This is a genomic window from Actinopolyspora lacussalsi subsp. righensis (genome assembly GCF_900116555.1).
Classification (GTDB): Bacteria; Actinomycetota; Actinomycetes; order Mycobacteriales; family Pseudonocardiaceae; genus Actinopolyspora; species Actinopolyspora lacussalsi.
This window is the reverse complement of sequence record NZ_FPAT01000004.1, coordinates 222,597-249,025: the sequence shown is the minus strand read 5'-3', so window position 1 is coordinate 249,025 and position 26,429 is coordinate 222,597. Positions and strand designations below refer to the sequence as shown.

Below are 26,429 nucleotides of genomic sequence, written 5' to 3'. Positions count from 1 at the left end.
CAGCCGACTTCCTCCCGGTTCAGGTGCGGTGGGCACGCGTGGCCGATGCCTGGTCTCTCGGCTTCACCACGATCTGGTCGAGGTTGACGTGTGCCGGTCGCGTCGCCGCGAAAGTGATCACGTCGGCCACGTCGTCGGCGACGAGCGGTGTCAGGCCGCGGTACACGGCTTTCGCCCGTTCGGTGTCGCCGTGATACCGCACCTCGGAGAACTCGGTTTCCACGAGTCCCGGGGCCACCTCCGTGAACCGGACCGGCTCGCCGAGGTGCTCACCGCGCAGGGTGCGGTGCAGCGCGGCCTCGGCGTGCTTGGCCGAGGTGTAGCCCGAACCGTTGTCGTAGACCTCCAGCGCCGCCACCGAGGTCACCGTGATCACGTGCCCGTTCTCCGAGGCGACGAGCTTGGGCAGCAGCGCCTTGGTGAGTCGGAGCGTTCCCAGTACGTTCGTTTCCCACATCCAGCGCCAGTCGTTCTCGTCGGCCTCCGCGACCGGGGCCGATCCCTTCGCGCCGCCCGCGTTGTTGACGAGGATCCTGCAGGTGGGTACCTGTTCGACGAAGGAGTTCACCGAGTCCTCGTCGGTGACGTCGAGCGGCAGGGCGGTGCCGCCTGTCTCCGCGGCCAGTTCGCGGAGCCGCTCCACGCGCCGTGCGCCCAGGATCACGTGGAACCCCTCGTTCGCCAGGCTGCGCGCGGTGGCCGCTCCGATCCCGGAACTCGCGCCGGTGATCACTGCCACATTTCGATCACTGGTGATGACGGATCGGTTACTCGTTCCCGCTGTCGACTCTGTGCTCACGTTACGATTCTCCCGTACGCGAGATGTGTTTCGCCCGATACGGGGACAGTGTGATGCAGCACACTGTGCCGCGCGGGCATCCTGGGGAGGCAACCAGGCGTCCCAGGGAACGAGAAGCGGAACACATGTCCATTCGCGATGGATCGAGGTAGGAGTGTCCACTAGGGGAAACGGTTCGCGTGAGTATTCGTCGAAGGGCGCGCTCGGTGTCGTGACGGCGGCGTTGTTGCTGCTCTCGGGCTGTGGCGGCGGTGCGGCGAATGTCGCGGGCTCCGGAGGCGACGCGCAGAGCTCCGCGCCGGAGCCGCAAGTGTCATTGCGACCCACCGACGGCGCGACCGGGGTCAACCCCAAGGACTCGATCAAGGTATCGGCTGATCACGGGAAGTTGCGTGACGTTTCTCTGGTCAACTCTTCGGGTGAAGAAGTCGAGGGCAAGCTGGTGAACAACGACTCGGTCTGGAAGGTCACCGAGCCGTTGGGCTATGGCAAGACCTACGAGTGGTCCGGCGAAGCGGTCGGTTCCGGTGGGCAGAGCTCTCGGGTCGGCGGCGGTTTCCGTACGGTCGACCCGCGAAGTGTGGTGCGCGCCACGATCAATCCGATCGACGACAAGACCGTCGGTATCGCGATGCCGATCAGCATCAAGTTCGACGCTCCGGTGGAGAACAAGGCCGAGGTGCAGCGTGCGCTGAGCGTCGATCCGTCCGAGGACGTCGAGGGCTCGTGGGCCTGGTTGAACGACAAGCAGGTCGACTGGCGCCCCAAGGAGTACTGGCCCGCCCACACCACGGTCAAGGTGGACGCCCCGCTCTACGGTCTCGACTACGGCGGCGGCAAGTACGGCAAGGCCGACCTGACGACCGAGTTCGAGATCGGCAGGTCGCAGGTCGTCAAGGCCGACGTGCGGGGGCACCGGCTGCGGGTGATCCGCGACGGTGAGCGGATCGCCAGCTACCCGGCCAGCTACGGCCTCGACTCGGTCCCGGACCGGCACACCCACGACGGCACCTACATGGTCATGGCCAAGCACCCGGTCGAGATCATGGACAACCCGAAGTACGGCTACACCGATGTGAAGAAGAAGTGGGCCGTGCGCATCTCCAACCACGGTGAGTTCATCCACGAGAACGAGCAGAACCGTGCCAACATCGGCAGCCGCAACACTTCCCACGGTTGCGTGAATCTCACCAACGCCGACGCGAAGGACTACTTCGACAGCGCGATGATCGGGGATCCGGTGGAGGTCAGCGGCTCCGGAACCGACATGCCCGCGAAGTACGCGGTCTACGACTGGATGCTGAGCTGGGACCAGTGGCAGGACATGTCCGCGCTGTGAGCCGACTCCGCTCGCGTGGCGGGTGCCGTACCCGCCACGCGAGCGGGCCGGGGCTGCTCAACCGGGGCGGTCCGACCGGTGCCCCCGACTTCCGGTGTGTTCTGAAGCACAGTCGCGTTGTTCGGCCCTGCCGTGCCGCCACGCCGAAAATCAGCGATTTTCGCCGGTCAGCGTCCTGATGTTCGGCTCGCGGTGCCCGATCGGTCCGGAGTGGGGCGGCGAGCTCCCGCCCGGGTGCCGGAATGTTTCCGGCGGATTGTGCGTCGTGACCGCACGGGCCCGAAGGTCTCGGGTGTGCACGACGAGCTTGCGATGAGCGTTAGATGACTTCCAGCAGACTTCAGACTCGCCCTCGGCGTGTCGCCGTGTTCTCGTTGCATACGTCACCACTGGAGCAGCCCGGAACGGGTGATGCCGGTGGTATGAACGTCTATATCGCCCAGACGGCGACCAGAATGGCCCGATTGGGCACCGAGGTGGAGATCTTCACGCGTGCTACCTCCTCGGATGTTCCACCGGTCGCGGAACTGGCTCCCGGCGTCACCGTGCGCAACATCGTGGCGGGGCCGTTCGAGGGACTGGACAAGAACGATCTGCCCGCGCAGCTCTGCGCGTTCGGAGCGGGTGCGCTGCGCGTGGAGGCGCGACACGAACCGGGCCACTACGACATCGTGCACTCGCACTACTGGTTGTCCGGACAGGTCGGCTGGTTGGCGCGGGAACGCTGGGGCGTCCCGCTGGTTCACACCGCGCACACCCTGGCCAAGGTGAAGAACGCCTCGCTGGCCGAGGACGACAAGCCCGAGCCCAGGGTGCGGGTGGTGGGCGAGGAACAGGTCGTCGCGGACGCCGACCGGCTGGTGGCCAACACCGGTGCGGAGGCGCGGGAACTGGTTTCCCGCTACGACGCCGCTCCCGAGGAAGTGACGGTGGTGCCGCCGGGAGTGGACCTGGAACGCTTCACTCCGGGGGACGTCGGTGCGGCACGGGAATCGTTGGGGATCGAGCCCGACGCCCGCGTGCTCGCCTTCGTCGGCAGGGTCCAGCCGTTGAAGGGTCCGGACGTGCTGTTGCGCTCGGTCGCCGAACTACTGGCCCGTCACCCGGAGCTCCGCCCCCGGTTGCGCGTGCTGCTGGTGGGGGGCCCGTCGGGAAACGGGATGGAACGGCCCGAGGCCATGCACCGGCTGGCCGAGTCGCTGGAGATCACCGACGTGGTGCGTTTCCTGCCCCCGCAGCGGGGCGGGGAGCTGACCGCCGTCTACCGTGCGGCGGACCTGGTGGCGGTGCCCAGCTACAACGAGTCGTTCGGGCTGGTGGCTCTCGAAGCGCAGGCCTGCGGCACACCGGTGATCGCCGCGGCGGTGGGAGGGTTGCCCTACGCGGTGGCGGACGGTGTCTCGGGGAGGTTGGTGGCAGGTCACGATCCGGTGGACTGGGCCGACGTGTTGGCTTCGTTGCTCCGTGCCCCCGAGCTGCTGGCCCGGTTGGGCGAGGCGGCCCCCACCAACGCGGCGGGTTTCTCCTGGCAGCGGACCACTGAGTCGTTGCTGGACACCTACGCGCGTGCCCGGCGGGACTTCCGCGAAGCACCCGTGCCGTTGACCGGGTTGTCGGCGTGAGGGGAACCGCCGGAGTACCGTTCGGAACGACAGCGCACGGTGCCGGGCGACCGGTTGGTCAGGACTCGACGAGGAGGACGATGAGCGCTACGACACGGGACTCGCTGGATCGGGTTATCAAAGCCACGCTCGACAGTGGCGAACTCGAGTACGAACACCCCGAGACCGGTCGTTTCTTCGTCGCCCTGCCGGGCAACAAGAAGCTGCGCACGAACTGCTGGCTGATCGTCACCGAGCACGCCCTGCTCGTCGAGGCATTCGTCTGCAGACAGCCGGACGAGGCCCACGAGGAGTTCTACCGCTACGTGCTGCGGCGCAACGCGCGGCTCTACGGGGTGCACTACACGGTGGACAGCGCCGGTGATCTCTACCTGGTCGGCAGGACCGCGCCGCACGCGGTCACGAGCGAGGAACTGGATCGGATACTCGGTCAGGTTCTCGACGCGGCCGACGGCGACTTCAACGCCCTGCTGGAGATCGGTTTCGCGACCGCGATCAGGCGGGAGTGGGGCTGGCGCGAATCCCGTGGTGAGTCCTTGGCGAACCTGCGTGCCTTCAGCTCGCTGGTGGAGCGGGAGGGAGCGCTTCCCCCGATGTCCGAGGGATAGGAAGTTCGTTCCCCGAACGAGGTGATCGAGCCGTTCCGGCGGTTGCTCCCCGAACCGGATCCGAACCCGGCGCGGGGACGGCTCGGGAGAGAGGGGGAGTCACGAGCTCGAGCCGTCCCCACGCGGGGGTTTCGCTGTGCCGGGCGCAGTAGGCGGGGAGACCCTGGCCCGGCAGGCACGACCCGACGGGGGAAAGCGGGCCGTACTCCTACTCCGGCGGGATCGGGGAGTGCGTGGGAGCCGATCACGCCAGAGCGTTGCCAAACTTCGCAGAGTCGGGCTGATGACCACAAGGCCATTAACCTGCTCTATTCGAGTGAAGTTTGAATTGAAAAGTAACGCTGTGAAGCCCCTTTGTCGCTAGTTCACACTAAGATGTGATGAGTGACACTTTCGAGGGAACAAAAAGGTGGCAGAGAAATAACTGTCCGGTTTCGGTGGTCCTTTCGTTCCTCGTCAGGAGGTCGGACAGTGCGTTTTCGGGGAAGTCTCCGAAAGTGGATCGAAATTTTCCGTTCGTCTCGCGAACTGCCCCGTGGGGCTTTTCCGACCGTGTTGTCGACCGGTGGTGCCGTTCGATGTGCCCGTCTCGGTCCCTCGCGGGGTCGTTTCCGAGGAGTGGATCCGACGAGCACGAGTCATCGCGGCCGCGCGCAACGGATAGCCTGGCGACATGACTGCTGTCGGGACTCTTGTACTGCTGCGCCACGGTGAGAGCACTTGGAACGCGCGGAACCTGTTCACCGGTTGGGTGGACGTTCCGCTGTCGGAGGACGGTGAGACCGAGGCACGACGTGGGGGTGAGCTGCTCGGCGAATCCGGCCTGCTGCCGGACGTGCTGCACACCTCGCTGCTGCGCCGAGCCATCAGCACCGCCAACATCGCGCTCGACGTCGCCGAACGCCACTGGATCCCGGTGCGCAGGCACTGGCGGCTCAACGAGCGTCACTACGGAGCTCTGCAGGGCAAGAACAAGAAACAGACCATGGAGACCTACGGCGAGGAGCAGTTCATGCTCTGGCGCCGTTCGTACGACACGCCTCCTCCCGAGATCGACCCGGCGGACCCCTACAGCCAGGAGGGGGACCCGCGCTACGCCGACCTCGGGGACGAGATGCCGCGCACCGAGTGCCTCAAGGACGTGGTGGCGCGGCTGCTGCCCTACTGGGAGTCCTCGATCGTCCCCGACCTGCGTGCCGGGCGGACCGTGCTGGTCGCCGCGCACGGCAATTCGCTGCGCGCCATGGTCAAGCACCTGGACGGGGTCTCCGACCAGGACATCGCCGCGCTCAACATCCCCACCGGCATCCCGCTGCGTTACGACCTGGACGAGAACCTGAACCCGGAGAACCCGGGCGGAACCTATCTGGATCCGACGGCGGCCGAGCAGGCGGCGGCCTCGGTGGCGAGCCAGGGGCGCTGAGCCCTCCGGGGCTGAATCCGGGGCCGCTGAACTCCAGGGGTCCCGAGCCCGCTGTGTCGTGGCTCGCACGGGGCGGTCGTTCCGACGTCCGTCATCCGGGGTGGCCCGCCACGGTCGGTCCGGGCGGTGATACGCCGAGTGAGCGGGATCGCTGCCCGGTTCGCCGACCGTGGCGGCGAGCCGGTTCTTCGCACTTTCGGTGTCATGCTTTCGAAGGGGAGGCGAAACGGGCATAGCCGCGTGTGACTGACCGAGACGTGCGCTGTCCTCGCGTTGAACAGCGGGCCACTCGAAAGTGACATGAGGATGAAAAACTTCACTTTCGAGTGTCACGGGCGTCACTGAATGGCCGCATACTATGGCCCACCCCTGCCCCCGCTTGCTTACGATGCGGTTGTGACCGCATTGGGCTATAGCGCCCTGTTGATCGGCGTGCTGGCGCTGGGCTTGGTGGCGGGGTACCGACTCGCCGCGGCCAACGGGCGTCCCCGGCGCAACCGGCCGACGGGGCCAACAGTCGCGGAACTACTCCAGCGCTTGGTGCACACCAGTGACAACGGCATCGTCGTGCTCAACAGCTTCGGCGACGTCGTGGTGCACAACCCACGTGCGGACGAGCTCGGTTTCGTCCGGGACAACCGCCCCGACGCGCGTGCCCGCAAGGCTTCCGAACAGGCACTGAAGACCGGCAGGCCGGTGCCGGTGGACCTGTCCCCGCTCAACCGGGACGAGCCGCACGGGCGCTCTCCCGCCGCGGTGCTCGGGGACGTTCGTCCGCTGGGGGACGGCTTCACCGTCGTGGACGCCGCCGACGAGTCCGAGGCGGTCCGCCTGGAGGAGACCCGCCGTGACTTCGTCGCCAATGTCAGTCACGAACTCAAGACACCCGTCGGCGCGCTGGCACTGCTGGCCGAGGCCGTGCTGGACGCAGCCGACGACGCCGAAGAGGTCAGGCGGTTCTCCAACAAGATCCTGCACGAGTCGACCAGGCTCGGGACCCTGGTGTCCGAACTGATCGCCCTGTCCAGATTGCAGGGGGCCGAGCCGTTGCCCGAACTCTCCACCGTCGACGTCGACGACGTGGTCGAGGAGGCCCTCGGCCGCTGCCGCATGCCCGCGGAATCGGCCGGTATCGAGATCACGCTGGACGACTCCAGCGGGCTGCGGTTGGAGGGGGACCGCACGCTGCTGGTCACCGCCCTGAGCAACCTGATCAACAACGCGATCTCCTACTCGCCCGACGCGAGCCCCGTTTCGGTGAGCAGGCGGCTCCGGGACGGCTGGGTGGAGATCGCGGTCACCGATCGCGGCATCGGCATCGACCCCGCTGACCAGGAGCGGGTGTTCGAACGGTTCTACCGGGTCGACAGGGCGCGATCCAGGGCGACCGGGGGTACCGGCCTGGGACTGGCCATAGTCAAACACGTCGCCGCCAACCACGGCGGCGAGGTCAAGGTGTGGAGCAAGCCGGGTACCGGTTCCACCTTCACACTGCGGGTACCCGGATCCCCGGAGGACGGGGCCGCCCGCACCACCGAAGACGCGTCAGCCGGGGACGACCGTCCCGAGGGCGATACCGACGACCGCGCGCAGCGCGGGGTGCAAGGGACGCGAACCGTCGAAACGGGAGGAGTCCGGTGACCAGGGTGCTGATCGTGGAGGACGAGGAGTCCTTCGCAGACCCGATGGCTTTCATGCTGCGCAAGGAGGGATTCACCGCATCCGTGGCCACCACGGGCCAGCAGGCTCTGGAGGATTTCGAGCGCAACGGTGCCGACATCGTGTTGCTCGACCTGATGCTTCCCGGCATGAGCGGTACGGACGTGTGCAAGGAGATCCGGCAGCGCTCCGCTGTCCCGGTCATCATGGTCACGGCCAGGGACGCCGAGATCGACAAGGTGGTCGGGCTGGAGCTGGGCGCCGACGACTACGTGACCAAGCCGTACTCGGCGCGTGAGCTCATCGCCCGGGTACGTGCGGTGCTGCGGCGCGGCGGTGAGGCGGAGGAACCGGCCCAGCCGGGACAGGTGCTGGAGGCGGGACCGGTCCGGATGGATGTGGAACGCCACGTGGTCACCGTTTCCGGTGAGGAAGTCGGGCTGCCGCTCAAGGAGTTCGACCTGCTGGAGTACCTGCTGCGCAACATCGGGCGGGTGCTGACCCGTGCCCAGTTGATCGACCGGGTGTGGGGAGCCGATTACGTCGGCGACACCAAGACCCTCGACGTGCACATCAAGCGGCTGCGAGCCAAGCTCGAGCCCGATCCCACCGATCCCAAGCACTTACTGACCGTACGTGGACTCGGCTACAAGTTCGAAACCTGACTTCTGTTCAGGCTGAGCGATTTGCCGAGTGGGTCGGTTAGCCGGCACGTGAGTCGGCGCCTTGCGGCGTTGGGCCGGCTCTTGAGTAGCGACCTACGCGGCGAGCGGCCCGGCCTTGCAATGCATCCGACTCACGCACCGGGGACACCCGCGCTGCTCACGTGGCACGACTGATGGTGCGGACTCCGTGGCTCGGTTTTCGCGGCTGGTCGCTTGGCGGAACCTCCGGCACGGCTCTCGCTGCGGGTGCCCCGACATCGGGTAGCGACCTACCCAACGTCGGGGCCGTCCTCGCGAGAGCCGCACCCGAGAACCCGCGGCGGTGCGGGTTGCGAGGGTGGTCGGAGCGCGGCTATTCGTCGGCGCTGGCGGCGCGGCGATTTCGCGAGAAATCGACGCCGCCCGAACGGTGAGCCGGCCGCGCCAGTGGCCGGTTCGTGTCGGAAAATCCGGGTGAGTTCGACACACCACGCATCCGTGATCCCCTCGCGCACGGTAGGTTGGCCGCCATGCGCCTAGGGGTGCTCGACGTGGGTTCCAATACGGTTCACTTACTGGTGGTGGATGCGCACCGAGGCGCGCATCCCACCCCGATGACCTCTGAGAAGTCGGTGCTGCGCCTGTCCGAGCGGATCGGGGCGGGCGGAGCGCTGACCGATTCCGACATCGAGGAGCTGGTCAACACCGTCCAGGCCGCCAGGGACTCGGCCCGTGGACTCGGTTGTGCCGAGCTCATGGCCTTCGCCACCTCCGCCATCCGGCGGGCGGACAACTCCACCACCGTGCTCGAAACGGTGCGTGAGCGGACCGGGGTCTCGCTCGAAGTGCTCTCCGGGGAGCAGGAGGCCCGGCTGACCTTCCTCGCCGCACGACGCTGGTACGGCTGGTCCGCGGGCAACCTGCTGCTGCTCGACATCGGAGGCGGCTCGCTGGAGATGGCGCTGGGCATCGACGAGCAGCCCGACATCGCGGTTTCGCTTCCGCTCGGAGCGGGGCACGTGGCACGTACCGCCCCGCTCGGGGACCCGCCGGAGCGCGAGGAAGTGAAGCATCTTCGGAATCGGCTGTCCGAGCAGCTTTCGGACACCGTTGAACGGTTCGCCGCGTTCGGCGCGCCCGACAAGGTGGCCGCGACGTCCAAGACCTTCCGATCGCTTGCCCGATTGGCCGGTGCCGCGCCGCCCTCCGCGGGGCCCAGGGTGCGTCGCACCCTCACCGACACGGCGCTGCGGCAGCTCCTGGCGTTCATCACCAGGATCTCGGCACGGGACCTCGCTTCGCTCGACGGGGTGAGCGGAGCCAGAGCCCACCAGTTGGTCAGCGGCGGACTCGTGGCCGAGGCGACCATGAACGCCATGTCGCTGCGCGAACTGGACATCTGTCCGTGGGCGCTGCGCGAAGGTGTGATCCTGCGCCGTCTCGACCACGTCAACGGCGCCGAGAGTCCGGATGACGGCCTGGGCACACTCTCGCCGACCGGTACGGGCGATACTGGGTAACGGCCGCGCGATCGCGGAGTGAACTGGACGCGAGATCTAGCACGGGGCACGGTGGAGTCGATGAGTCGGGACAGTGGGTCCGGTGACCCTAGCCAGCGCACCGTCGCGGAACTGCTGGCCGAACACGGCGGCGGTGGGCAACGCGGCTCCCGCCGCAGGCGCAGGCGTGCCGAGGACCCGTCCGAAACGGCTCCGCAGGCGATCATCGAACGGGTGAATTCGGACAGCGGGAGGATGCTCCCCGTCGACGGACCCGAGGCCGAGGACGCCTCGCCGTCCGAGCACGGGACGGCTTCCGGTGCGGAGACCCCGGCTTCGTTCGGCACCGCGGCGCAACCACCCCAGACCGCACCTCCACCGGCAGTAGGGGCGTCCCCGGAATCCTCCCCGGAACCTCCCCCGGCCCCACAACCGGGCCCCACCGTCGACCAGCCGACGCGCCCGTCGACCGACGATTCGTCGACCCCGTCGCGCAGGCGCGTCTCGGGGGCCGGACCCCGTCGTCCCACGCGACCGGGGGCGCGATCCGCCGAACCGGCCGCGCAACCGGATCCGGGGGAGGAATCCGGCAAGTGGTCCACTCCCGCCGCCGAATCGGAAGCGACATCCTCCGCCGCCGCGACACCCCCCACAGCGGCCACACCACCCACAGCGGCCACTACGAACTCCGCGCCCCCCGCCGATGACACGGAGACGACCGCCCAGCAGCCCCCGCTGCCGGTGCGGACGCCCGGCACGAGCGGAATGAGTCAGAGAGGGCCGTCCGCTCCCTCCGACGACACGCCGCGGTGGCAGGACGGCACGTCCCGTGCCTCCGAGCCCGACACCTGGTCGGCCCCGGCGCAGGACGGGCCGCCCCCGGCCGGTGCCGTGCCGGACAGCTCCGTGCCGGACAACCCCGTGCAGGACAGTGCCGTGCCGGACGCGGCGGCTCCGGAGCCCCCGGCTCCGAAGCCCTCGGCTCCGGATACCTCGCCCGCACGGGAGGACGCCACCGAGCAGTTCCCACCTGTGCGGGGGAACGCTTCCACCAGTGACCCGGAAGTGACCGACGGTGACGGAACCGCGTTGCTGGAGTATCCGATCCCCGCGGAGTCCGTCGGGGCGGAGCCGACCGAGGTCGATCGGGACGAGACCGACGATCCCCACGGCACCGCCTACTTCGATCCCTACGAGGGCGTGGACTCGGAGTTCGGGGACTCCGACGTCTTCTACACCGGCATGGTGGACGACCCCTATGCCGATTCGGACGACTACGTCGAGGAGGAGGAGGACGAGTACGCCGCGGAGCAGCCTCCCACCGGTATTCCGGCCGAGGACTACGAGGCCGATCGGGAGACCGAGTACGGCGGACGTTCCGCTCTCAAAGAATGGGCGATCCTCATCGCGCAGACGGTGGCCGGGCTGGTCGGCGGCGGCCTCGTGTGGATCGGGTTCCGCTGGTTGTGGAGCGAACTGCCGCTGCCCGCCCTGGCCGCGGCGCTGGCCTTCACCGGCACGCTCGTGCTGGTGGCGCGGAAAGTGCTGCGTACCGATGACCTGCAGACGATTCTGCTGTCCGTGCTTGTCGGTCTGGTCTGTACCGTTTCGCCGGTGGCGTTCCTGCTGCTCGGTTACTGACCGGCCCCGAAACGTGACTCGCCGGGCCGGGGTCGTCGGGGAGCCACGGAGCCCGACGGCTCCGGCTCCGGACTGGCCGCTGCCACGACGCGTTCCCGGCTACCGTGGTGACGCCGCGTACACCAGTCCGCGTCAGCACCCAGCCCTGACGGGGACACGACCAGTGAAACGGTTCCAGTGATGTCCGAACCACACCGGCCCGCCGTTCCAGTCGGTCTCTCCAGCGCGTCCGTCTGGCCACAGCCGGTCCGTGCCGCTTTCGAGATGGCCGCCGATCTGGGCTACGACGGGGTCGAGGTGATGGTATGGGCCGACGCGACGAGCCAGGACGTCTCGGCGCTTCGGCGACTGGCCGAGCAGCACGGCGTTCCGGTGCTGGCGGTGCACGCGCCCTGCCTGCTGATCACCCAGCGGGTGTGGTCGCCGGAGCCGGAGGAACGGTTGCGCAGGGCGGTGGTCGCCGCCAGTGACCTCGGTGCCACCACGGTCGTCGTGCATCCCCCGTTCCGCTGGCAGCGCAGGTACGCCGAGAACTTCGACGAGCTCGTCGCGGACCTGGAGGAGGCCAGCGGCATCCGGATAGCCGTGGAGAACATGTTTCCCATCCGCCCGCCGAACAGCTGGGACAGGCTGCGCGGCACCCGGGCCTCCGGGCTGTCGGCGTTCCGCCCCTCGCCCGATCCGACCGAGGTCGGGTTCCGCAACTACACCCTGGACGTCTCGCACGCCGCCGCGGCCCAGACCGACCCCCTGGAGCTGATGCGCCGCATGGGGGAACGGCTCGCGCACGTCCACCTCACCGACGGAACCGGAACTCCCAGTGACGAGCACCTGCTGCCGGGGCACGGCAGTCAGCCCTGCGCCGAGATCTGCACCGCGCTGGGGTCGGGGGGATACACCGGGACCGTCATCATCGAGGTCAACACCAGGAAGGCCAAAACCGTGGACCAGCGCGCCGCGCAGCTCGCAGAGGCGCTGCTGTTCGCCAGACTCCACCTGGAGCCGCTGCGGGACACTCCCGACTTCCAGCTGTGAACCACACCGTCCGCCGCCCCGAGACGTTCAGGATGTGGGAGAACTTCGACGTCACCGGGGCGGGAGCTGATCGAATCGCCTGCTCTGGCACCCTGACCGCATGTCGACGATCGCCGTACTCGGGGCGGGAAAGATCGGGGAGTCGTTACTCTCCGGTCTGCTCAACGCGGGATACTCCCCGGAGAACCTGTTGTTCACGGAGCGGTACCAGCAGCGTGCCGAGGAACTGACCAAGCGATACGGCGTGCGGGCGACCGACCCGCCGACCGCGGCGCGGCAGGCCGACGTGCTGGTCGTCTCGGTCAAACCGCAGGACATCGAGCCGCTGTTGGACGAGGTGGGCGAGCTCGTCACCCCGGACAAGCTGGTGGTAACCCTCTGCGCGGGGCTGCCGACCTCGATGTTCGAGCGCCGGTTCACCTCCGGCACTCCCGTGGTGCGGGTGATGCCGAACACGCCGATGCTCGTCGGTGAGGCCATGAGCGCCGTCTCGGGGGGAACCCACGCCACCGAATCGCACCTGGACCTCGTGGAGGGGATGCTCGGCAGCGTCGGCCGGGTCGTGCGGATTCCGGAGGACCAGCAGGACGCGGTCACCGCGCTGTCCGGTTCCGGGCCCGCCTATTTCTTCTACCTGGTCGAGGCCATGATCGACGCCGGGATACTGCTCGGGCTGCCCCGCTCGGTGGCGGCCGAGCTGGTAGTGCAGTCCGCCGTCGGCTCGGCCACGATGCTGCGCGAGGGGGAGGGGCATCCCGTGATCATGCGGGAAGGGGTGACCTCGCCCGCGGGTACCACCATCTCCGGTGTCCGCGAGCTGGAGAAGCACGGTGTCCGGGCGGCGTTGATCGACGCCGTCGAGGCGGCCCACTCCCGCTCGGTGGAGCTCGGTGCCAAGCACCGGCAGGAGACCGACTCGGACGGAGCCTGACCCGCCCGCCGTCCCGCCGTCCCGCGACGGTGCGCGGGGCGCGGGGCGCGGGACGGGGGCGAGAAGCGGAACCCCTCGTCGGAACGCGCGGCTCCGTCGTGATCCCGTTTTCGCTCGTCCATCGCGTGTCGTAACGGCACTGACACGCGGTGGTGACGTGATCGCGGTTACGATCGTCACCGGGAGCCGGTGTTCCGCGATGTTCCGAGGCACCGGTCGCCCCGGTTCTCGTGTGCTCGGCAGTCTCACGGTGTGCTCCGAGGTGTGCCGCGATCACCTCGCCGAGGTGGTTCGACACCGCGGCCGCGGTCAGGAGGCCCCATGGTCCCGAACGTCGTGCTCGTCACGGGAGTCAGCCGTTTCGTCGGTGCCCACCTGGCGGGCAGGCTGGCCGAGAATCCCGCGGTGGGGCGGGTGCTCGGTGTGGACAGCGAACACCCGCGCCGCGAACTCTCCCGCCGCATGGGTCGTGCGGAGTTCGTCCGGGCCGACATCCGGAACCCGCTGATAGCCAGGATCATCTCGGAGGCGGCGGTCGACACCGTGGTGCACGCCTCGTCGAACACCGACGAGATGCCCGTGGCCCGTGCCGCGATGAAGGAGATGAACGTTCTCGGCACGATGCGACTGCTGGCCGCGTGTCAGGAGTCCCCGCACGTCCGCAAGCTGGTGGTCAAGTCCACCAGCGCCGTCTACGGTGCCAGCTCCCGGGATCCGGCGGTCTTCGACGAGGAGATGGCGCCCAAGGACCTGCCCTCCTCCGGCTACGCGAAGGACGCCGTCGAGGTCGAGGGGTACGTGCGTGGCTTCGGCAGACGTCGTCCAGACGTCGACGTGACACTGCTTCGCTTCACCGATCTGATCGGGCCGCGCATCGACTCCGTGCTCACCAGGTACTTCTCGCTTCCCCTCGTGCCGACGGTGTTCGGCCACGACGCGCGCCTGCAGCTGCTGCACCCGGAGGACGCGCTGGCGGTGCTGCGCCGCGCGGCGCTGGAGGATCTCCCCGGCGTCTTCAACGTCGGGGCCGACGGGGTGCTCATGCTGGGGCAGGCCATTCGTCGCGCGGGACGGATTCCCGTTCCCATCCCGGGAACGATGGTTTCACCGTTGGCCGGATTCTTCCGGGGAGCCAATCTGGCTTCGCTGTCCGCCGAGCAGATGAGGTTTCTGAACTTCGGACGTGTGGTGGACACCGCGAAACTGCGTGACCGGTTCGGTTTCGCTCCGAGATGGACCACGCGGCAGGCGTTCGACGATTTCGTGCACGGGCGTGAGCTGCGTCCGGTGATCGATCCCGAAACGGTCGAGAGCGCCGAGCGGGAAATCAACAGGACGATCACCCGGCTACGTTGAGGAGAAGCGATGGCGGACGCACGAGTCATTCCGCTGCACCCGGAGGATGACGGGGTCGGCCGGGCCGAGTCGGACTCCCCGGGTCGATCGGCCGGGGGCGGTCGGTCCGCGATGTCCGGAACACCGGGCTCGGCTCGGGAACGTCCCGCTGCGGGGGAGTCCGCTGCCGGGGAATCCACTGCCGGGGACGACGGTGCCCGCGACGACGGTGACGGTGACCACGGTGATGGCGGTGGCGAGGACGCGGGAGAGGGGACGGGTGGCGGTCCGGATTGGCACGAGACCCTCGCCGACCTGACGGCCTTCGCCCGCAGGCGGTTGCTCGGGCAGTACCGGGTGGACGAGTTCGGCTTCGACCGCGAACTGACCGAGCGGTTCTTCCTGCCGCTGTTGCGCACCGTCTACGACAACTGGTTCCGGGTCGAGGCGGTCGGGCTGCACAACGTGCCGCGTGATTCCGGTGCCCTGGTGGTGGCGAACCACTCCGGGACACTGCCGTGGGACGCGCTGATGACCACGGTGGCGCTGCACGACCACCACCCCACCGGGAGACAACTGCGGATGCTCGGGGCCGACGTCGTCTTCGGGACGCCGCTGGTCGGTGCGCTGGCACGGAAGACGGGGCAGACCCTGGCGTGCAATCCGGACGCGGAACGGCTGCTGCGCGGTGGTGAGATCGTCGGCGTCTGGCCGGAGGGATTCAAGGGGATCGGCAAGCCCTTCCGCGACCGGTACAAACTGCAGCGGTTCGGCCGGGGAGGGTTCGTCTCGGCCGCGATGCGCAGCGGCGTGCCGATCGTGCCGTGCTCCATCGTCGGCGCGGAGGAGATATATCCCAAGATCGGCGACATCCGTCCGCTGGCCAGGCTGTTGGGGCTGCCGTACTTCCCGGTCACGCCGTTCTTCCCGCACCTGGGGCCGCTGGGTACCGTGCCGTTGCCGTCCAAGTGGTACATCGAGTTCGGCGAACCGATCGACACCGCCGAGCACGGTCCGGAGGCGGCCGAGGACCCCATGGTCGTTTTCAACCTGAGTGACCAGGTGCGGGAGACGATCCAGGAGACGATCTACCGGTTGCTGGCACAGCGGCGGACCGTCTTCTTCGGCTAGCCGCGCCGTCACTCGTGGGGGTCGGTGCTGGGATGCGGCTGGGAGTCGAGCAGCTCGCTGGGCCGGGTGGTGCGGGTGGTGAGGCTGTGGGCGAGATCGGTGAGGTGGTGGCCGTGGACGCGGGAGTGCTCACGCAGCAGCTGGAACGCCTGGTGCATGGTCAGGTCCCCGGCTTCGGCGAGGACGCCCTTGGCCTGCTCGATGACGACGCGGTGATGCAGGGTGGCCTGCAACTGTTCCGTCAGCGTTTCCTCACGGCGCAGGGCGCGATGGTGCAGGATGCCGACGGTTGCCTGGTCGGCCAGGGCCTGTCCCAGTTGAATGCTGTCGGTGTCCACAGCGGTGGGTGTGGTGTCCAGCAGCGTGAGGGCACCGATGGTCTGACGGCGAAGCCGCATCGGTACGGCGGCGGCGGTCCGGAATCCGGCGGCCACGGCCGCCCCGCTGAAGGTGGGCCAGCGGGCGTGCTCGGCGCTGAGATCGTAGCTGGTGACCGGAGCCGCGGTGGTGATGCTGTCCTGGCAGGGTCCTTCGTGGGTCTGGGTGGCCAGCAGCTGCAACAGGTGGGCGTCCTCGCTGGACGCGGCGGTGGGATGCCAGCCACCGCGTTGGTCGGACAGGATCACTCCGGCGGCGGTGACTTCGAGCAGTGCGGTGGCTCGTTCGGCCAGCAGGGTCAGGAAGTCGAGCACGTCGAAGTCGTCGACCAGTGTGTCCGACAGCGCCACGAAGGTCTGGGCCAGCCGTTGTTCGCGCCGGGTAGTCATCGCTGATCTCGTTTCCTTCTCGGTGTCGAATCCGTCGTGTCGACTCAGGCGGGTGTGTCCTGCTGATCGTCATCGGGCTCGTCGGTGAAGCGCAGTTGTCTTTCGGTGACCCGGCGGGCCACGTCGAGCAGGGGCAGGGAATAGGTGTAGGCGTGGGCGCGGAGCCGCAGCAGCGCGTTCTCGGTGGTGGTGTTCAGCTGGGCCTGGATCATGCCGGTGGCCTGGTGTATCTCGGCGTGTGGGTCCGCCAACCAACCGGCGTCGCCGCTGGCGTGACCTTCGAGTTCGGTGACGACGGCGTGGGTGGCCAGGTCGGCCAGGATCAACGCGTCCGAGATCTGGATGTCCGACATCCTGCCGGGACGGTCGTGGTACAAGTCCAGTGAGCCGAGTCGGGCGGCGCCGATGTGCAGCGGGAACGAGAACACCGCGGCCGCGCCCAAGGACAGCGCGCCGGGTGTGAAACCGGGCCACCGGGTACGGTTCTCCGCCAGGTCGGCTACGAGTACCGGTCCGCCGGTTGCGAAGGCGTCCAAGCACGGTCCTTCGCCGACGGTCAGCTGCAGGTCCTCCAGACCGGTGCTGATTTCGTTGGTGGCGTGCACCAACCCGCGACTCGGATCCTGTCCGTCACCGTCGGCCAGCGAGGCCAACACCGTGGCTCCGGCCCCGGACACGGCCAAGTGTTCGACTGCCAACGCACACAGCACACTCATCCGCGACGCCGTCTCCTCGGCGGCGTCGAGACTGCTTTCCAGCCGGGACAACAGCACGGTTCGCCGGTCCTGACTCATCATCATCTCCCACCGCGGGGGCGGTCTCGATGTACTGTGCGGTGGCCGTACCGCCCGCTGGACGGTGCACCGGCACGGCCCGCGGGGTCATCGTAGCCCGGCCCACGAGAACGACCCGCCCACCAGGGGTGTGCCCAGCCACGCCGGCGGAAAACCCTCACGTGTCCCGTTCGTCCGGCGTCTCGGCTCGGGTCAACCACCGTGCCACCGCCACGAGTTTCATGTTGGCGTCCTGGGCGCTGCGGGCCAGCAGCTGAAACGCCGTATCGGCATCCAGCTCGAAACGCTCCATGAGGATGCCCTTGGCCTGTCCGATCACGTCGCGGGTGGCCAGCGCCCGGTGCAGCTGAGCCACGTGGCGGGCCCCGCCCAGGGCGGCGGCGGCGTGCGCTGCGAACAGCCCACCCAACAGCTGCGATTCCGTCCCGAAACCGCGCGGGATCCCGGAATACAGATTCAACGCGCCCACGGTGTCGTCGCGGGTGAACAGGTGAAACGACAGCATGCTGGCCACTCGTAGTGCGGCCGCGTCGGGTGCGAAGCGGGGCCAGCGGTCCGTCTCGGCGGTCAGATCGTCGACCATGACCGTGTGCTGCTCCCGCAGCGCGGTCACACAGGGACCTTCCTGATAGTCGGCCTGTAGCTGATCCACCTCGTCGACGGTGGCATCGCTGGTCGCCGCCGAGGTGATCCCGCCATCGCGATGCAACAACGACACACCCGCCTGCTCGGCGCCCGGCACCGTGTCCACGGCCCCGGTCACGATCAATTGTAATGCCTCGGTCTCCGAGTCCGGCCGCTGCAACCGCCGCGCGGCCCGCGACAGCTCGACCACGAGGCCGTTGTCCCCGTCGCTCGTCTCGCTCATCACTACCACCTTGACTGATTTCCGAGGCACACACCGCCCGGTTCGTCGTGCTGTCCTCACCCGGAGTCGGCCGATCCGTCTGGTCGCGGCAAGTGTCACGCGGGTTAGGGCACACTCCTCCTCGTCTTGGCGGTCCGGGTCGTGGCCGCCGCGATGCCGGGCGATGAGATCAGTCACCGGAACTCGGTCGTGCCGCGGCGGTGTCGACCTCGCACGACGATGAGGGTCCCTTCATCGGGCGGGCCGCCCCAACGTGATCTCCGGCCGGGAGAGCGACAACGTCTCTTCCCCGCCGACCCGCACGTGTTGACGCTCTCGTCGGTACCCGCAATCAGCCGGCCGTGACGGGCGAACAATTCATACGTGGTCGCAGGGACCACGCCCCGAGGTATCCGAGAGCCCGTCGACGATCCGACGATGCTACCCCCTCTCATCATTACGAGTGTATACAGCTGTACACCGTGTGGTGGAACCGGTCGGGCCGTTCCTCTGCTAAAATGAAGTCAGCTGGTTGAGCAAAAGCTGGCACGATTTACTGATCCTGGCCACGAGTGATCCTGGCCACGAGCCCGCTTCGACGAATGAGAATTCCTGTGGCTCGACTTGTCTTGCTCGACCGCTCAGCGAAGGTGTCTTCCATCGCGCTCGGCCGTGACGATCCCGATACTCACACCGTCCGCACGGAAATGGCTCGGTCCTGCCGCTGGGGGGACTGATGGTTGATTCGGCTCATTTCCTGCGGCGGGACGCGTTGGTCAGCTTGCGGGAGCGGCTGAGCGACCCGGACGGGCACCACGACAGTGTGATAAGCCATCTGGACGCGCTCGACGACGCCATCCGAGTGGCGGGACGGCCGCCGTCATCGCGGCTGATACCGGGGTTGTTCGACCTCGTGCCGGTGGCCCTGTTCATCGTCGGCGAGTCCGGCCGAGTGCTGGATGCCAACGACGCGGCCGGGAGGCTGATCGGCCGTGACCGTGCGGAACTGTTCGGCACGAGCGATTCCTCGTTGCTGGGCCGCATCGGTTCCGGACCGACGGCGACACCGGCGAACCTGCACCACGGGGAACTCCTGCCCCACGGGGAGCTCCGGGCGTTGACCCACGCCGACGGGCACACCGTGTACTGCCAGATCCACACCGCTGCCTCGGCCCAGCACGACGGCACTCGCCTGTGGCTGAAGGTGGCCCAGGACGTCACCTCGCAGCAGCAGCGCATCGAACAACTGCACCACCGGGCCAACCACGACGAGCTGACCGGACTGCCCAATCGCCAGGGGCTGCACGCCCTGCTGGCCACTCACCTCGCCGAGGGGCCTCCGACAGGCTTCGCCGTGCTGTTCTGCGACATCGACAACTTCAAACGCGTCAACGACTCGTGGGGTCACGTCATCGGCGACGAACTGCTGATCACCGTGGCCCGGATGTTGGCCGACGCGTTGCCGCACGACTGTCGGGTGGGCCGCTTCTCCGGCGACGAGTTCCTGGTCACCTGTCCCGACGTGGCGGTGCACGGGGGGCTGGAGACGTTCGCCGCCCGTGTGTCCGGAATCCTGCGGGCCAGCCTCCCTCTCGGAGGGCGCCTCGTGCGAATCTCGGGCTCTGTCGGTGCCGCCGCCATCAACGGCAACGCGGCCACCTTCGGCGACCTCGTCCGCTTCGCCGATGCCGCGATGTTCGACGCCAAGCGACGCGGAACCGGCCGCGTCGCCATCGCCGACACCACCCCCGACAACACCAGCACCGGTCAGCTCGATCTCGAGGACCAACTCCGCGCCGCGCTGGCCAACGACGGGCTCGCGCTGCACTACCAACCCCTCGTCGACGCCCAGGGCCGGACCACCGGTGCCGAAGCGCTCCTGCGGTGGCCGCACCCGCAGCGGGGCGTGCTGGCTCCCGACGTGATACTCCCCCTGGCCGAACAGGGCGATCTGCTCGCCGAACTCGATCGCTGGGTCCTGCGCACCGCGCTGGCCGAGGCAGCCACCTGGCCCGAGATCGACATCGCCGTCAACCTGTCCGGACCGCCCACCAACGAACCCGGCCAGCTCGAAACCCTGTCGACGCTCGTCACGGACTCCGGCATCGATCCCCACCGGGTCATTCTCGAACTCACCGAAACCGCACTACTGGAACTGCCGCTGCTCCAGCGGCACACGATGGGCCGCCTGGCCGAGCGCGGTGTGGCCTTCGCCATCGACGACTTCGGAACCGGCTACTCCTCACTGGCTCGCCTGCGGGAAATGCCGGCGCAGATCATCAAACTCGACCGCACTTTTCTGCCCACCACCGATGCCGACGACACCAGCGTGGCCATCATCCGCGCCATCGTGGACCTGTGCCGAGCCACCGGGCACCACTGCATCGCCGAAGGCGTCGAAACCCGAGTCCAACGCGACCTGTTGACTCACCTCGGTATCGACGCCTACCAGGGCTGGCTCTTCGGCCACCCGGTACCCGCAGCCGAATTCCGCCGGAACGTGACCACTGACCTCCGGGGGTAGTCGGAACGATCGAATCGGTCAGCCGGGCCTGTGGAGCGATCCCCGATACGCGCGGCCCGCTCGGTCTCCCGGGGCTCCCCCGGGAGACCGAAAATCGGAAGGGATCCGTCAGCCCCAGCCGTACTGGTAGCTGACGCAGTCGGCGCCCACGTGCCAGCTCATCGCGTTGCGGGTCTGGGGCCCGTAAACGCCGTCCTGCGAGATCCCGGCTCGCCGCTGCACGTTCAACACCGCGTTTCGGGTAGCGGGACCGTAGATTCCGTCCACCGCGATGGACTGTCCCTCGCAGGCGCGCAGTGAACGCTGCAGCGCGGTCACGGGCGAACCTCCGTTACCCACCCCCATCACGCAGTGGTGGGAGCCGCTGGAGCTCGCCGGGATCACCCCGTCGGTGGTGGTGCAGCTCGGGATCGCCGTGGTCGCGGCAGTGGCGGTGAGTGGGAACGCCAGTGCGGCCGTGGCCGAGGCCGCGGCGAGGCCGAGCGCCTTGAGAGCTCGGTTAGTGCCGTTCGTCGCTCGTGGCATCGATTTCCTGCCAATCATGGGACTCGGTGGATGGGGGCCGTGCGAGGCCCACCGGTGACGGAGCCGATCGGGTCCGGTTCGCGGTCAGCCGGTGGTTCCTCGCACGGCGCGAGAACACCTCGACCGGTTACGGGCTGGTGTAGCCGTAGATGTCGCTCGAGTACGGGTCCACGTTGTACTTGCGGCTGACGGCGTCGGAAACGTTGCCGCCGATGAGGTTCAACGTGCCGTCCGCGTTGACCGACTCGACGAGGTCCACGTGATAGCTGGTCGAGGTGTTCGACGGCCCTGATCCCCAGAAGACCGCGTCACCCGGCTTGATGTTGGAGAAACCCTGCGAGGCGGGCACGGAGTGCCCGTTGCCCAGTCCCCAGCGGTACCAGTCCCCGGTGAACCAGTAGGTCGGTACGTCGACCCCCGCGTTCTGCCACACCCAGGTGCCGAACCGGGCGCACCACGCGGCGCACCAGTCGTCGTACTTCTGGCAGTTCGTGCCGTATTCCTGGTAGCCGTGCTCGCCCGCGGCGATCGACACGATCTGCTCCCGCGTCGACCCGTCGGCCGGAGGAGTCGGGTCTCCGGAGGACTGGTCGCACATCACCCGGGCGATGCCCATCTCGTTCATGGTGTTCGGCCCGGCCATGCCGTCCACGGCCAGGCCGTGAGCGCTCTGGTAGTCCTCGACCGCGGCGCGGGTGTTCGGGCCGTAGGCACCGTCGACGGCGGTTCCCGCGGCTCGCTGGATCTCCGTGATCTGCTGGCTCAGGTGGTCACCGGTCACCGGGCCCGCGATCGCGTCGGTGGAGATGCAGGCGTCCCGCTGGAACTCCATGGTCGCCGAACGCGTCTGCGGCCCGACGATGCCGTCGATCCCGCTCCACGGCAGGTAACCCATTCCCGCCAGGTTCCACTGCACCTGATGGGTGTACGAGGAGGGGTAGGGCAACCCCTGGACGTCGTCGGAACAGCCCTTCCGCCGCTCGATCCCCATCGAGCTCATGGTCTGTGGCCCGGCGATGCCGTCGTAGGTGAGGTTGTGCTCGAGCTGATAACGCTCGACGCTCTGGAGCGTCCACAGTCCGTAGACACCGTCGGCGGTGGTGTGGGCCGCTCGTTGGACCTCCTTGACCTTGTCCATCAACGCGGTGGTCGTGTCGGGGCCGGCGATGCCGTCCACCGCGAGGCACTGCGAGGACTGGAACTTGGTGATGGCCCCGGAGGTCTGCGGACCGTCGATACCGTCCACACCCGCCCAGGGCAGGTAACCGAGCCCCGCGAGGTCCTGCTGAACCTCGCGAACCGACAGGCTGGGCGCCGCCGCCGACTGGCCGGGGGCCGCGACCGCGCCCGTGGCCGCTATGAGCAGCGCGAACAACCCGGCCAGCAGGTGCCGCACCCCCACCTTGGGTAAACCTGACTTGCGCATGGATTCCTTTCCGAACGAGCGGAAAGCCGGGCGTGTTCGCGGCGAGCACCGCGCCTCGGACGCGGGAGGTGGACCGATCCACCTCCGCTCGTCGGAAGGAGACGTGTCGGAACACGGTCGTCGCCCGGCGAAGTTGTCGTTCCGGAATCATCGCGGTGTCCCGTCCCCGCGACCAGGGCTGTGGGAACTGACGGGAATTTCCGGACCGTGCGGGACGGCGAACGAAGCCGGGGTGTTCGCCGCGCTGAAGCACTGTCGAAACGGGACACACCGTCTAGAGTCATCCGTGATCGCGGCAACCGCCGAACGGTTTGTCACACCGCGTCGATTCAGGTGCGTACGACCGTCACGAGAGGACCGGAGCATGTCACGACAGGGTGATCGGAGCGCTGAGACGGTGGGGACCGACGAGCTCGTGGCTCAGTTGCGAAGACTTCGGGCGCGCAGCGGACTCACGTTGGCGGCGCTGGGGGAACGGACGAACTACAGCAAGTCCTCGTGGGGGCGCTATCTCAGCGGTAGGAGTCTGCCGCCCTATCAGGCGGTGCTGGCCTTCTGTCGGGCGGTGGAGGCCGATCACGAAGGTGTGCTGGCGCTGTGGGAAGCGGCGCACCGGGAACGTGCGCGGTGGACGGTTTCGCGGCAGCACCGGCAGGTGGTCGAGTCCGGTTCGGACCGGGGAACCGGCGAGGGTGAGGTGCTCGTCCCGGAACCGGTGAACCCGCCGAGTCCGTCGTCGTCGACGAGTCGGCACCGTGTGCCGATCGGTCTCGTGCTCGGCGGCACGCTCTGCGGTCTGGGCGTGGGCTGCCTGCTCGGGGTGTGGGCGGCGCGGGCCCATGATTGAGCCCCGGGGACGCTGTCCGTTCGTGTGGCAGGTCGTTCGGGTAGCGGGCCGCTCGCGCGACTGGCCGGCTCCTCACGTGGTCGGCGCACCGGACTACCGGGTGGGCCGGTGAACCACTCGATCGGCCGGTCAGGAACGATCCCTGCGGCGGAACGCGACTCCCGCGGCCAGTCCCGCTCCCAACGCCCCCATCCCCAGTACGGAACGGGCCCCGATCCGCGCGGCCTTGCGGCCGGTTCGGAAGTCACGGATGTCCCAGCCGCGCGCGCGTGCCGTCTCGCGCAGCCGCTGGTCCGGATTGACGGCCACGGCCGTTCCCACCACCGACAACATCGGAACGTCGTTGGCCGAGTCCGAGTACGCGGTGCAGCGGCGCAGATCCAGCCCCTCGCTGGCCGCCAGTGCCCGTACCGCGTGTGCCTTCGCGCCGCCGTGCAGCATCTCCCCCACGAGTTTGCCGGTGTAGACACCCCGCTCGTGTTCGGCGACGGTGCCGAGAGCACCGGTCAGCCCGAGCCTGCGTGCCATTACCTGCGCCAGCTCCACCGGAGTCGCCGTCACCAGCCACACCCGCTGGCCCGCGTCGAGATGCATCTGGGCCAGTGCCCTGGTGCCCGCCCAGATCCGGTCGGCCATCAGTTCGTCGTAGATCTCCTCGCTGAGTCCTTCGAGGTCCGAGACATCGCGGCCCGCGACGAACGAGAGCGCCTGCTCCCGGCTGGATTGCAGATCCGTCGCGTTCTCCGCGCCCCCGATGCGGAACTTGATCTGTTGCCAGGCGAACCCGGCCAGATCCCCCGCTCGGACGAACTTCCGAGCCGCCAGACCCCTGGCGAAGTGGAACAGTGACGCCCCCATCATCATCGTGTTGTCCACGTCGAAGAACGCGGCCGCGGTGAGATCCGGCGATGTCGCCGTGTTCTCGTCGTCCGAGGTCGTGGTGACAGCCGCCTCCGCCGAAGCGCGTCCCGCGACTTCGGCGCTGTCCGGGGCGTCCGCCAGCTCCGGCTCCCGTGGTTCGGACACGTTGTCGTGCTGGTCCCCGTCGTTGGTTTCCTCGGCTGAGCCTGGCCGTGTCGGCACCGCCGCGCCTCCCGGTCCCTCCGGAGTCGTCCGTTCGCTGCTGGTCCGCGAGCGGTGGGACCCGCTCTCGTGCTGTTGCCCACCACCAGCATTCCTAGCTTAGATGTATTGTCCGTTTTCGGTGTTGACCCAGTCGGGGGCGGCGTCGTTCCAACGGTGGGAGTGATCGCGAGTTCGCGTCGTCCTGCCCCGTGGCCGTACGAGTGTGGCCGTCCGGGCTCGGTCGCGGTGGTGCCGGTGGCAGTGGCGGGGTGTGTCTCGCTCCGCGGAGCGAGGTGGTCGTCCGCGATTTCCGCGGCCCTCAGGGTTCGCCTGCCGCCGTATCGGCGGGGCGGTCTCAGCGCGGATCGTCCGGCAGCAGCTGCGCCAGTCTGCGTATCGCCCGGTGCTGCAGTGCCTTCACCGCTCCCTCGTTGCGATTCATGACACCGGCCGTCTCGGTCACCGACAGGCCCAGCAGGAAGCGCAGCCTGATGCACTCCCGCTGATCCGGGTTGAGCCTGCGGACGCAGTCCATCAGTTCGTGGTGGGCCGCTTCGGCCAGCACGTGCTGTTCCGGTCCCGTCGGTTGTTGCGGGGTGCCGCCGCTGTTGGCCTCGCTCGGATCGGCGAGCGGGACCTCCAGCTTGTTGCGGCTGGACTTGATGTGGTCCAGCAGCAGGTTCTTGGCGATGGTGATGAACCAGGCGGCGACATCGCGTCCCTGGTAGCTCACCGAGGCTATCCGCCGCAACGCTCGGGCGAAGGTCTCGCTGGTGATGTCCTCCGCGAGGCAGTGGTCGCTGACCCGCAGCAGCACGTACCGGTAGACCAGGTGCGCGTACTGGTCGTAGAGCCTGCCGAACGCCTGGTTGTCACCGTCCTGCGCGGCGCGCACGTGGCTCCAGCCGTCGGGCTCACCGGGCTCCGGCACGGCCGGGAGCGGTGACGGTGGTTCGGCGGGTAGCCGTGATTCCTCGGCCGGTGTCGGCTCCCGTGCCACCGAGGGCTCCTCGCGTAACGGGGCTGCTGACGACTGCTGGCGCGCCTCGTGGCGTGCAGGGGGGAGTCGCGGCGTTCGCTGATGTTGCACCGTTGCCTGAAGCATTTCTGGTCCCTGGAGTCTTCGGTGTGATCGTGCGAGCCTCGTCGGGAATCGGTTGTCAGGATCGGCAGCATACGTCTTGTTACTGCCGGGTAGGTAGTGCATTCGGGGGTCGAATTGATACCGATTCCCCGGAGCCCCCGCCTGCCCTCGTCCTCCGCGCGCGGATTCCGGTGATTTCCACCACCCGCGATCCGCCGTTCTCCCCGCTCACCGGGTGAGCCGGAGCCGTTCGGATCGGCAGTGGGATGGACAATCACCCGTGACGGACGATCGTGTCCGCGAAACTTCGAGACGAGGGGGTACCGGTGTCCGAGACGGCCACGCACGAGGTGACGCTGCTCGTTCGGCGGGACTGTCCCGCCTGTGACACCGCCGCGGCCGAGATCGACGGCGTGTGCTCCGAGATGGGGGTCTCCTGGAGCACCTCGGACGTCGACGCCGACGCCGAGCTCAGGGCGGAGTACGGCGACAGGGTCCCGGTGATACTCGTCGACGGCGTCGAGCACGGATTCTGGAAGGTGGAGCCGCAGCGGCTGCGCGCCGCGCTGGCCCGCTGAGATCGGGACGGCCCGCTGAAACCGGATCGCCGCGACCCCTTCCGAACCACGTGCCACCGGTGTCGTCGGAGCTCCTCGTTCAGGTCCTCTCGAAGGCGTCGCGGCCCGCAGACCACTCGTTTTGGCACCTCGGGGGGCTGTCGGGGAGGATGTGTTCAGTACCTGTTCCACGGCTCGGTCCGGTCGGACCGGATCCGGAACTGGTGCCCACCCGCGGGTCCTTCGGGAAGCCGGGGGAACGGACGATCGGGTCGGCGGGTCCACGACAGCACGGTCGAGCCCGGCGACAGCCCGAGAATTCGGCCC

The 26,429-nt window shown here is 68.3% G+C and carries 23 protein-coding genes; 15 read left to right on the top strand and 8 right to left on the bottom strand.

The genetic code is table 11. The features are described from left to right. Positions 1 to 19: 19 nt before the first annotated feature. Positions 20 to 799, bottom strand: a complete 780-nt coding sequence (locus tag BM394_RS09530) for an SDR family NAD(P)-dependent oxidoreductase (protein ID WP_092976859.1) — start codon at positions 797 to 799, stop codon at positions 20 to 22. A 154-nt stretch (positions 800 to 953) separates the two neighbouring features. On the opposite strand from BM394_RS09530, the gene BM394_RS09525 reads away from it, so the two are divergent. The 12 genes from BM394_RS09525 to BM394_RS09470 all read left to right on the top strand — a co-directional run bounded on the left by BM394_RS09525 (position 954) and on the right by BM394_RS09470 (position 15,666). Further along, the gene (locus BM394_RS09525; RefSeq protein ID WP_207227453.1) at positions 954 to 2,138 is read left to right on the top strand and encodes a L,D-transpeptidase; all 1,185 of its coding nucleotides are present in this window, start codon (positions 954 to 956) and stop codon (positions 2,136 to 2,138) included. A gap of 323 nt (positions 2,139 to 2,461) precedes the next feature. Further along, on the top strand, positions 2,462 to 3,760 hold the full coding sequence (gene mshA, locus BM394_RS09520) for a D-inositol-3-phosphate glycosyltransferase (protein WP_092976853.1): 1,299 nt from the start codon (positions 2,462 to 2,464) through the stop codon (positions 3,758 to 3,760). Positions 3,761 to 3,840: 80 nt separating this feature from the next. After that, a complete protein-coding gene (locus BM394_RS09515; protein ID WP_092976850.1) occupies positions 3,841 to 4,368 on the top strand; it encodes a type III secretion system chaperone family protein in 528 nt (175 codons plus the stop codon). Between the two features lie 673 nt (positions 4,369 to 5,041). Then, positions 5,042 to 5,791, top strand: coding sequence for a phosphoglyceromutase (locus tag BM394_RS09510; RefSeq protein ID WP_092926117.1), 750 nt, complete (start codon positions 5,042 to 5,044; stop codon positions 5,789 to 5,791). Between the two features lie 396 nt (positions 5,792 to 6,187). Next, the gene (locus BM394_RS09505) at positions 6,188 to 7,432 is read left to right on the top strand and encodes a sensor histidine kinase (RefSeq protein ID WP_281246431.1); all 1,245 of its coding nucleotides are present in this window, start codon (positions 6,188 to 6,190) and stop codon (positions 7,430 to 7,432) included. Continuing rightward, the gene (locus tag BM394_RS09500) at positions 7,429 to 8,115 is read left to right on the top strand and encodes a response regulator transcription factor (protein WP_092926115.1); all 687 of its coding nucleotides are present in this window, start codon (positions 7,429 to 7,431) and stop codon (positions 8,113 to 8,115) included. Before BM394_RS09505 ends, BM394_RS09500 begins: the two co-directional genes overlap by 4 nt. A gap of 509 nt (positions 8,116 to 8,624) precedes the next feature. Then, positions 8,625 to 9,614 (top strand): Ppx/GppA family phosphatase, encoded by a 990-nt coding sequence (locus BM394_RS09495; RefSeq protein WP_092977209.1) that lies wholly within the window; start codon positions 8,625 to 8,627, stop codon positions 9,612 to 9,614. A 60-nt stretch (positions 9,615 to 9,674) separates the two neighbouring features. Beyond that, the gene (locus BM394_RS09490) at positions 9,675 to 11,234 is read left to right on the top strand and encodes a hypothetical protein (RefSeq protein WP_139235185.1); all 1,560 of its coding nucleotides are present in this window, start codon (positions 9,675 to 9,677) and stop codon (positions 11,232 to 11,234) included. A gap of 180 nt (positions 11,235 to 11,414) precedes the next feature. Further along, positions 11,415 to 12,269 carry a sugar phosphate isomerase/epimerase family protein gene (locus BM394_RS09485; protein WP_092976844.1) on the top strand — a complete coding sequence of 285 codons (855 nt, stop codon included), beginning with the start codon at positions 11,415 to 11,417 and terminating at the stop codon, positions 12,267 to 12,269. Between the two features lie 100 nt (positions 12,270 to 12,369). Further along, complete coding sequence (gene proC / locus BM394_RS09480; RefSeq protein ID WP_092976841.1) at positions 12,370 to 13,200, top strand: pyrroline-5-carboxylate reductase; 831 nt, start codon at positions 12,370 to 12,372, stop codon at positions 13,198 to 13,200. Positions 13,201 to 13,521: 321 nt separating this feature from the next. Further along, positions 13,522 to 14,556, top strand: a complete 1,035-nt coding sequence (locus tag BM394_RS09475; protein WP_092976838.1) for an NAD-dependent epimerase/dehydratase family protein — start codon at positions 13,522 to 13,524, stop codon at positions 14,554 to 14,556. A gap of 9 nt (positions 14,557 to 14,565) precedes the next feature. Beyond that, positions 14,566 to 15,666: a lysophospholipid acyltransferase family protein gene (locus BM394_RS09470; RefSeq protein ID WP_092976835.1), complete on the top strand. Its 1,101-nt coding sequence runs from the start codon at positions 14,566 to 14,568 to the stop codon at positions 15,664 to 15,666. Between the two features lie 8 nt (positions 15,667 to 15,674). Here the strand turns inward: BM394_RS09470 and BM394_RS09465 are convergent, their stop codons facing one another. The 3 genes from BM394_RS09465 to BM394_RS09455 form a co-directional block, all read right to left on the bottom strand. Further along, the gene (locus BM394_RS09465; protein WP_092976832.1) at positions 15,675 to 16,433 is read right to left on the bottom strand and encodes a GAF and ANTAR domain-containing protein; all 759 of its coding nucleotides are present in this window, start codon (positions 16,431 to 16,433) and stop codon (positions 15,675 to 15,677) included. A gap of 44 nt (positions 16,434 to 16,477) precedes the next feature. Further along, positions 16,478 to 17,227 (bottom strand): GAF and ANTAR domain-containing protein, encoded by a 750-nt coding sequence (locus tag BM394_RS09460; RefSeq protein ID WP_092977208.1) that lies wholly within the window; start codon positions 17,225 to 17,227, stop codon positions 16,478 to 16,480. Positions 17,228 to 17,384: 157 nt separating this feature from the next. Further along, positions 17,385 to 18,095 (bottom strand): GAF and ANTAR domain-containing protein, encoded by a 711-nt coding sequence (locus BM394_RS09455; protein ID WP_092976829.1) that lies wholly within the window; start codon positions 18,093 to 18,095, stop codon positions 17,385 to 17,387. 715 nt (positions 18,096 to 18,810) lie between these two features. On the opposite strand from BM394_RS09455, the gene BM394_RS09450 reads away from it, so the two are divergent. Next, a complete protein-coding gene (locus tag BM394_RS09450) occupies positions 18,811 to 20,598 on the top strand; it encodes a putative bifunctional diguanylate cyclase/phosphodiesterase (protein WP_092976826.1) in 1,788 nt (595 codons plus the stop codon). A 108-nt stretch (positions 20,599 to 20,706) separates the two neighbouring features. Here the strand turns inward: BM394_RS09450 and BM394_RS22780 are convergent, their stop codons facing one another. Together BM394_RS22780 and BM394_RS09440 are read right to left on the bottom strand one after the other, a co-directional pair. Next, positions 20,707 to 21,123 carry a peptidoglycan-binding domain-containing protein gene (locus tag BM394_RS22780; RefSeq protein WP_165400714.1) on the bottom strand — a complete coding sequence of 139 codons (417 nt, stop codon included), beginning with the start codon at positions 21,121 to 21,123 and terminating at the stop codon, positions 20,707 to 20,709. Between the two features lie 127 nt (positions 21,124 to 21,250). Then, on the bottom strand, positions 21,251 to 22,549 hold the full coding sequence (locus BM394_RS09440) for a peptidoglycan-binding protein (protein ID WP_092976820.1): 1,299 nt from the start codon (positions 22,547 to 22,549) through the stop codon (positions 21,251 to 21,253). A gap of 364 nt (positions 22,550 to 22,913) precedes the next feature. Between BM394_RS09440 and BM394_RS09435 the strand changes: the two genes are divergently transcribed. After that, entirely contained in the window at positions 22,914 to 23,396 is a 483-nt protein-coding gene (locus BM394_RS09435) for a helix-turn-helix domain-containing protein (protein WP_092976817.1), read from the top strand. A 129-nt stretch (positions 23,397 to 23,525) separates the two neighbouring features. Here BM394_RS09435 and BM394_RS09430 read toward each other — a convergent pair whose 3' ends face one another. Both BM394_RS09430 and BM394_RS09425 read right to left on the bottom strand, forming a co-directional pair. Further along, positions 23,526 to 24,479 (bottom strand): HAD family hydrolase, encoded by a 954-nt coding sequence (locus BM394_RS09430; RefSeq protein ID WP_175530034.1) that lies wholly within the window; start codon positions 24,477 to 24,479, stop codon positions 23,526 to 23,528. A 337-nt stretch (positions 24,480 to 24,816) separates the two neighbouring features. After that, positions 24,817 to 25,461 carry a sigma-70 family RNA polymerase sigma factor gene (locus BM394_RS09425; protein ID WP_245780074.1) on the bottom strand — a complete coding sequence of 215 codons (645 nt, stop codon included), beginning with the start codon at positions 25,459 to 25,461 and terminating at the stop codon, positions 24,817 to 24,819. 410 nt (positions 25,462 to 25,871) lie between these two features. Between BM394_RS09425 and BM394_RS09420 the strand changes: the two genes are divergently transcribed. Then, complete coding sequence (locus BM394_RS09420) at positions 25,872 to 26,123, top strand: glutaredoxin family protein (RefSeq protein ID WP_092976811.1); 252 nt, start codon at positions 25,872 to 25,874, stop codon at positions 26,121 to 26,123. Positions 26,124 to 26,429 lie beyond the last annotated feature (306 nt).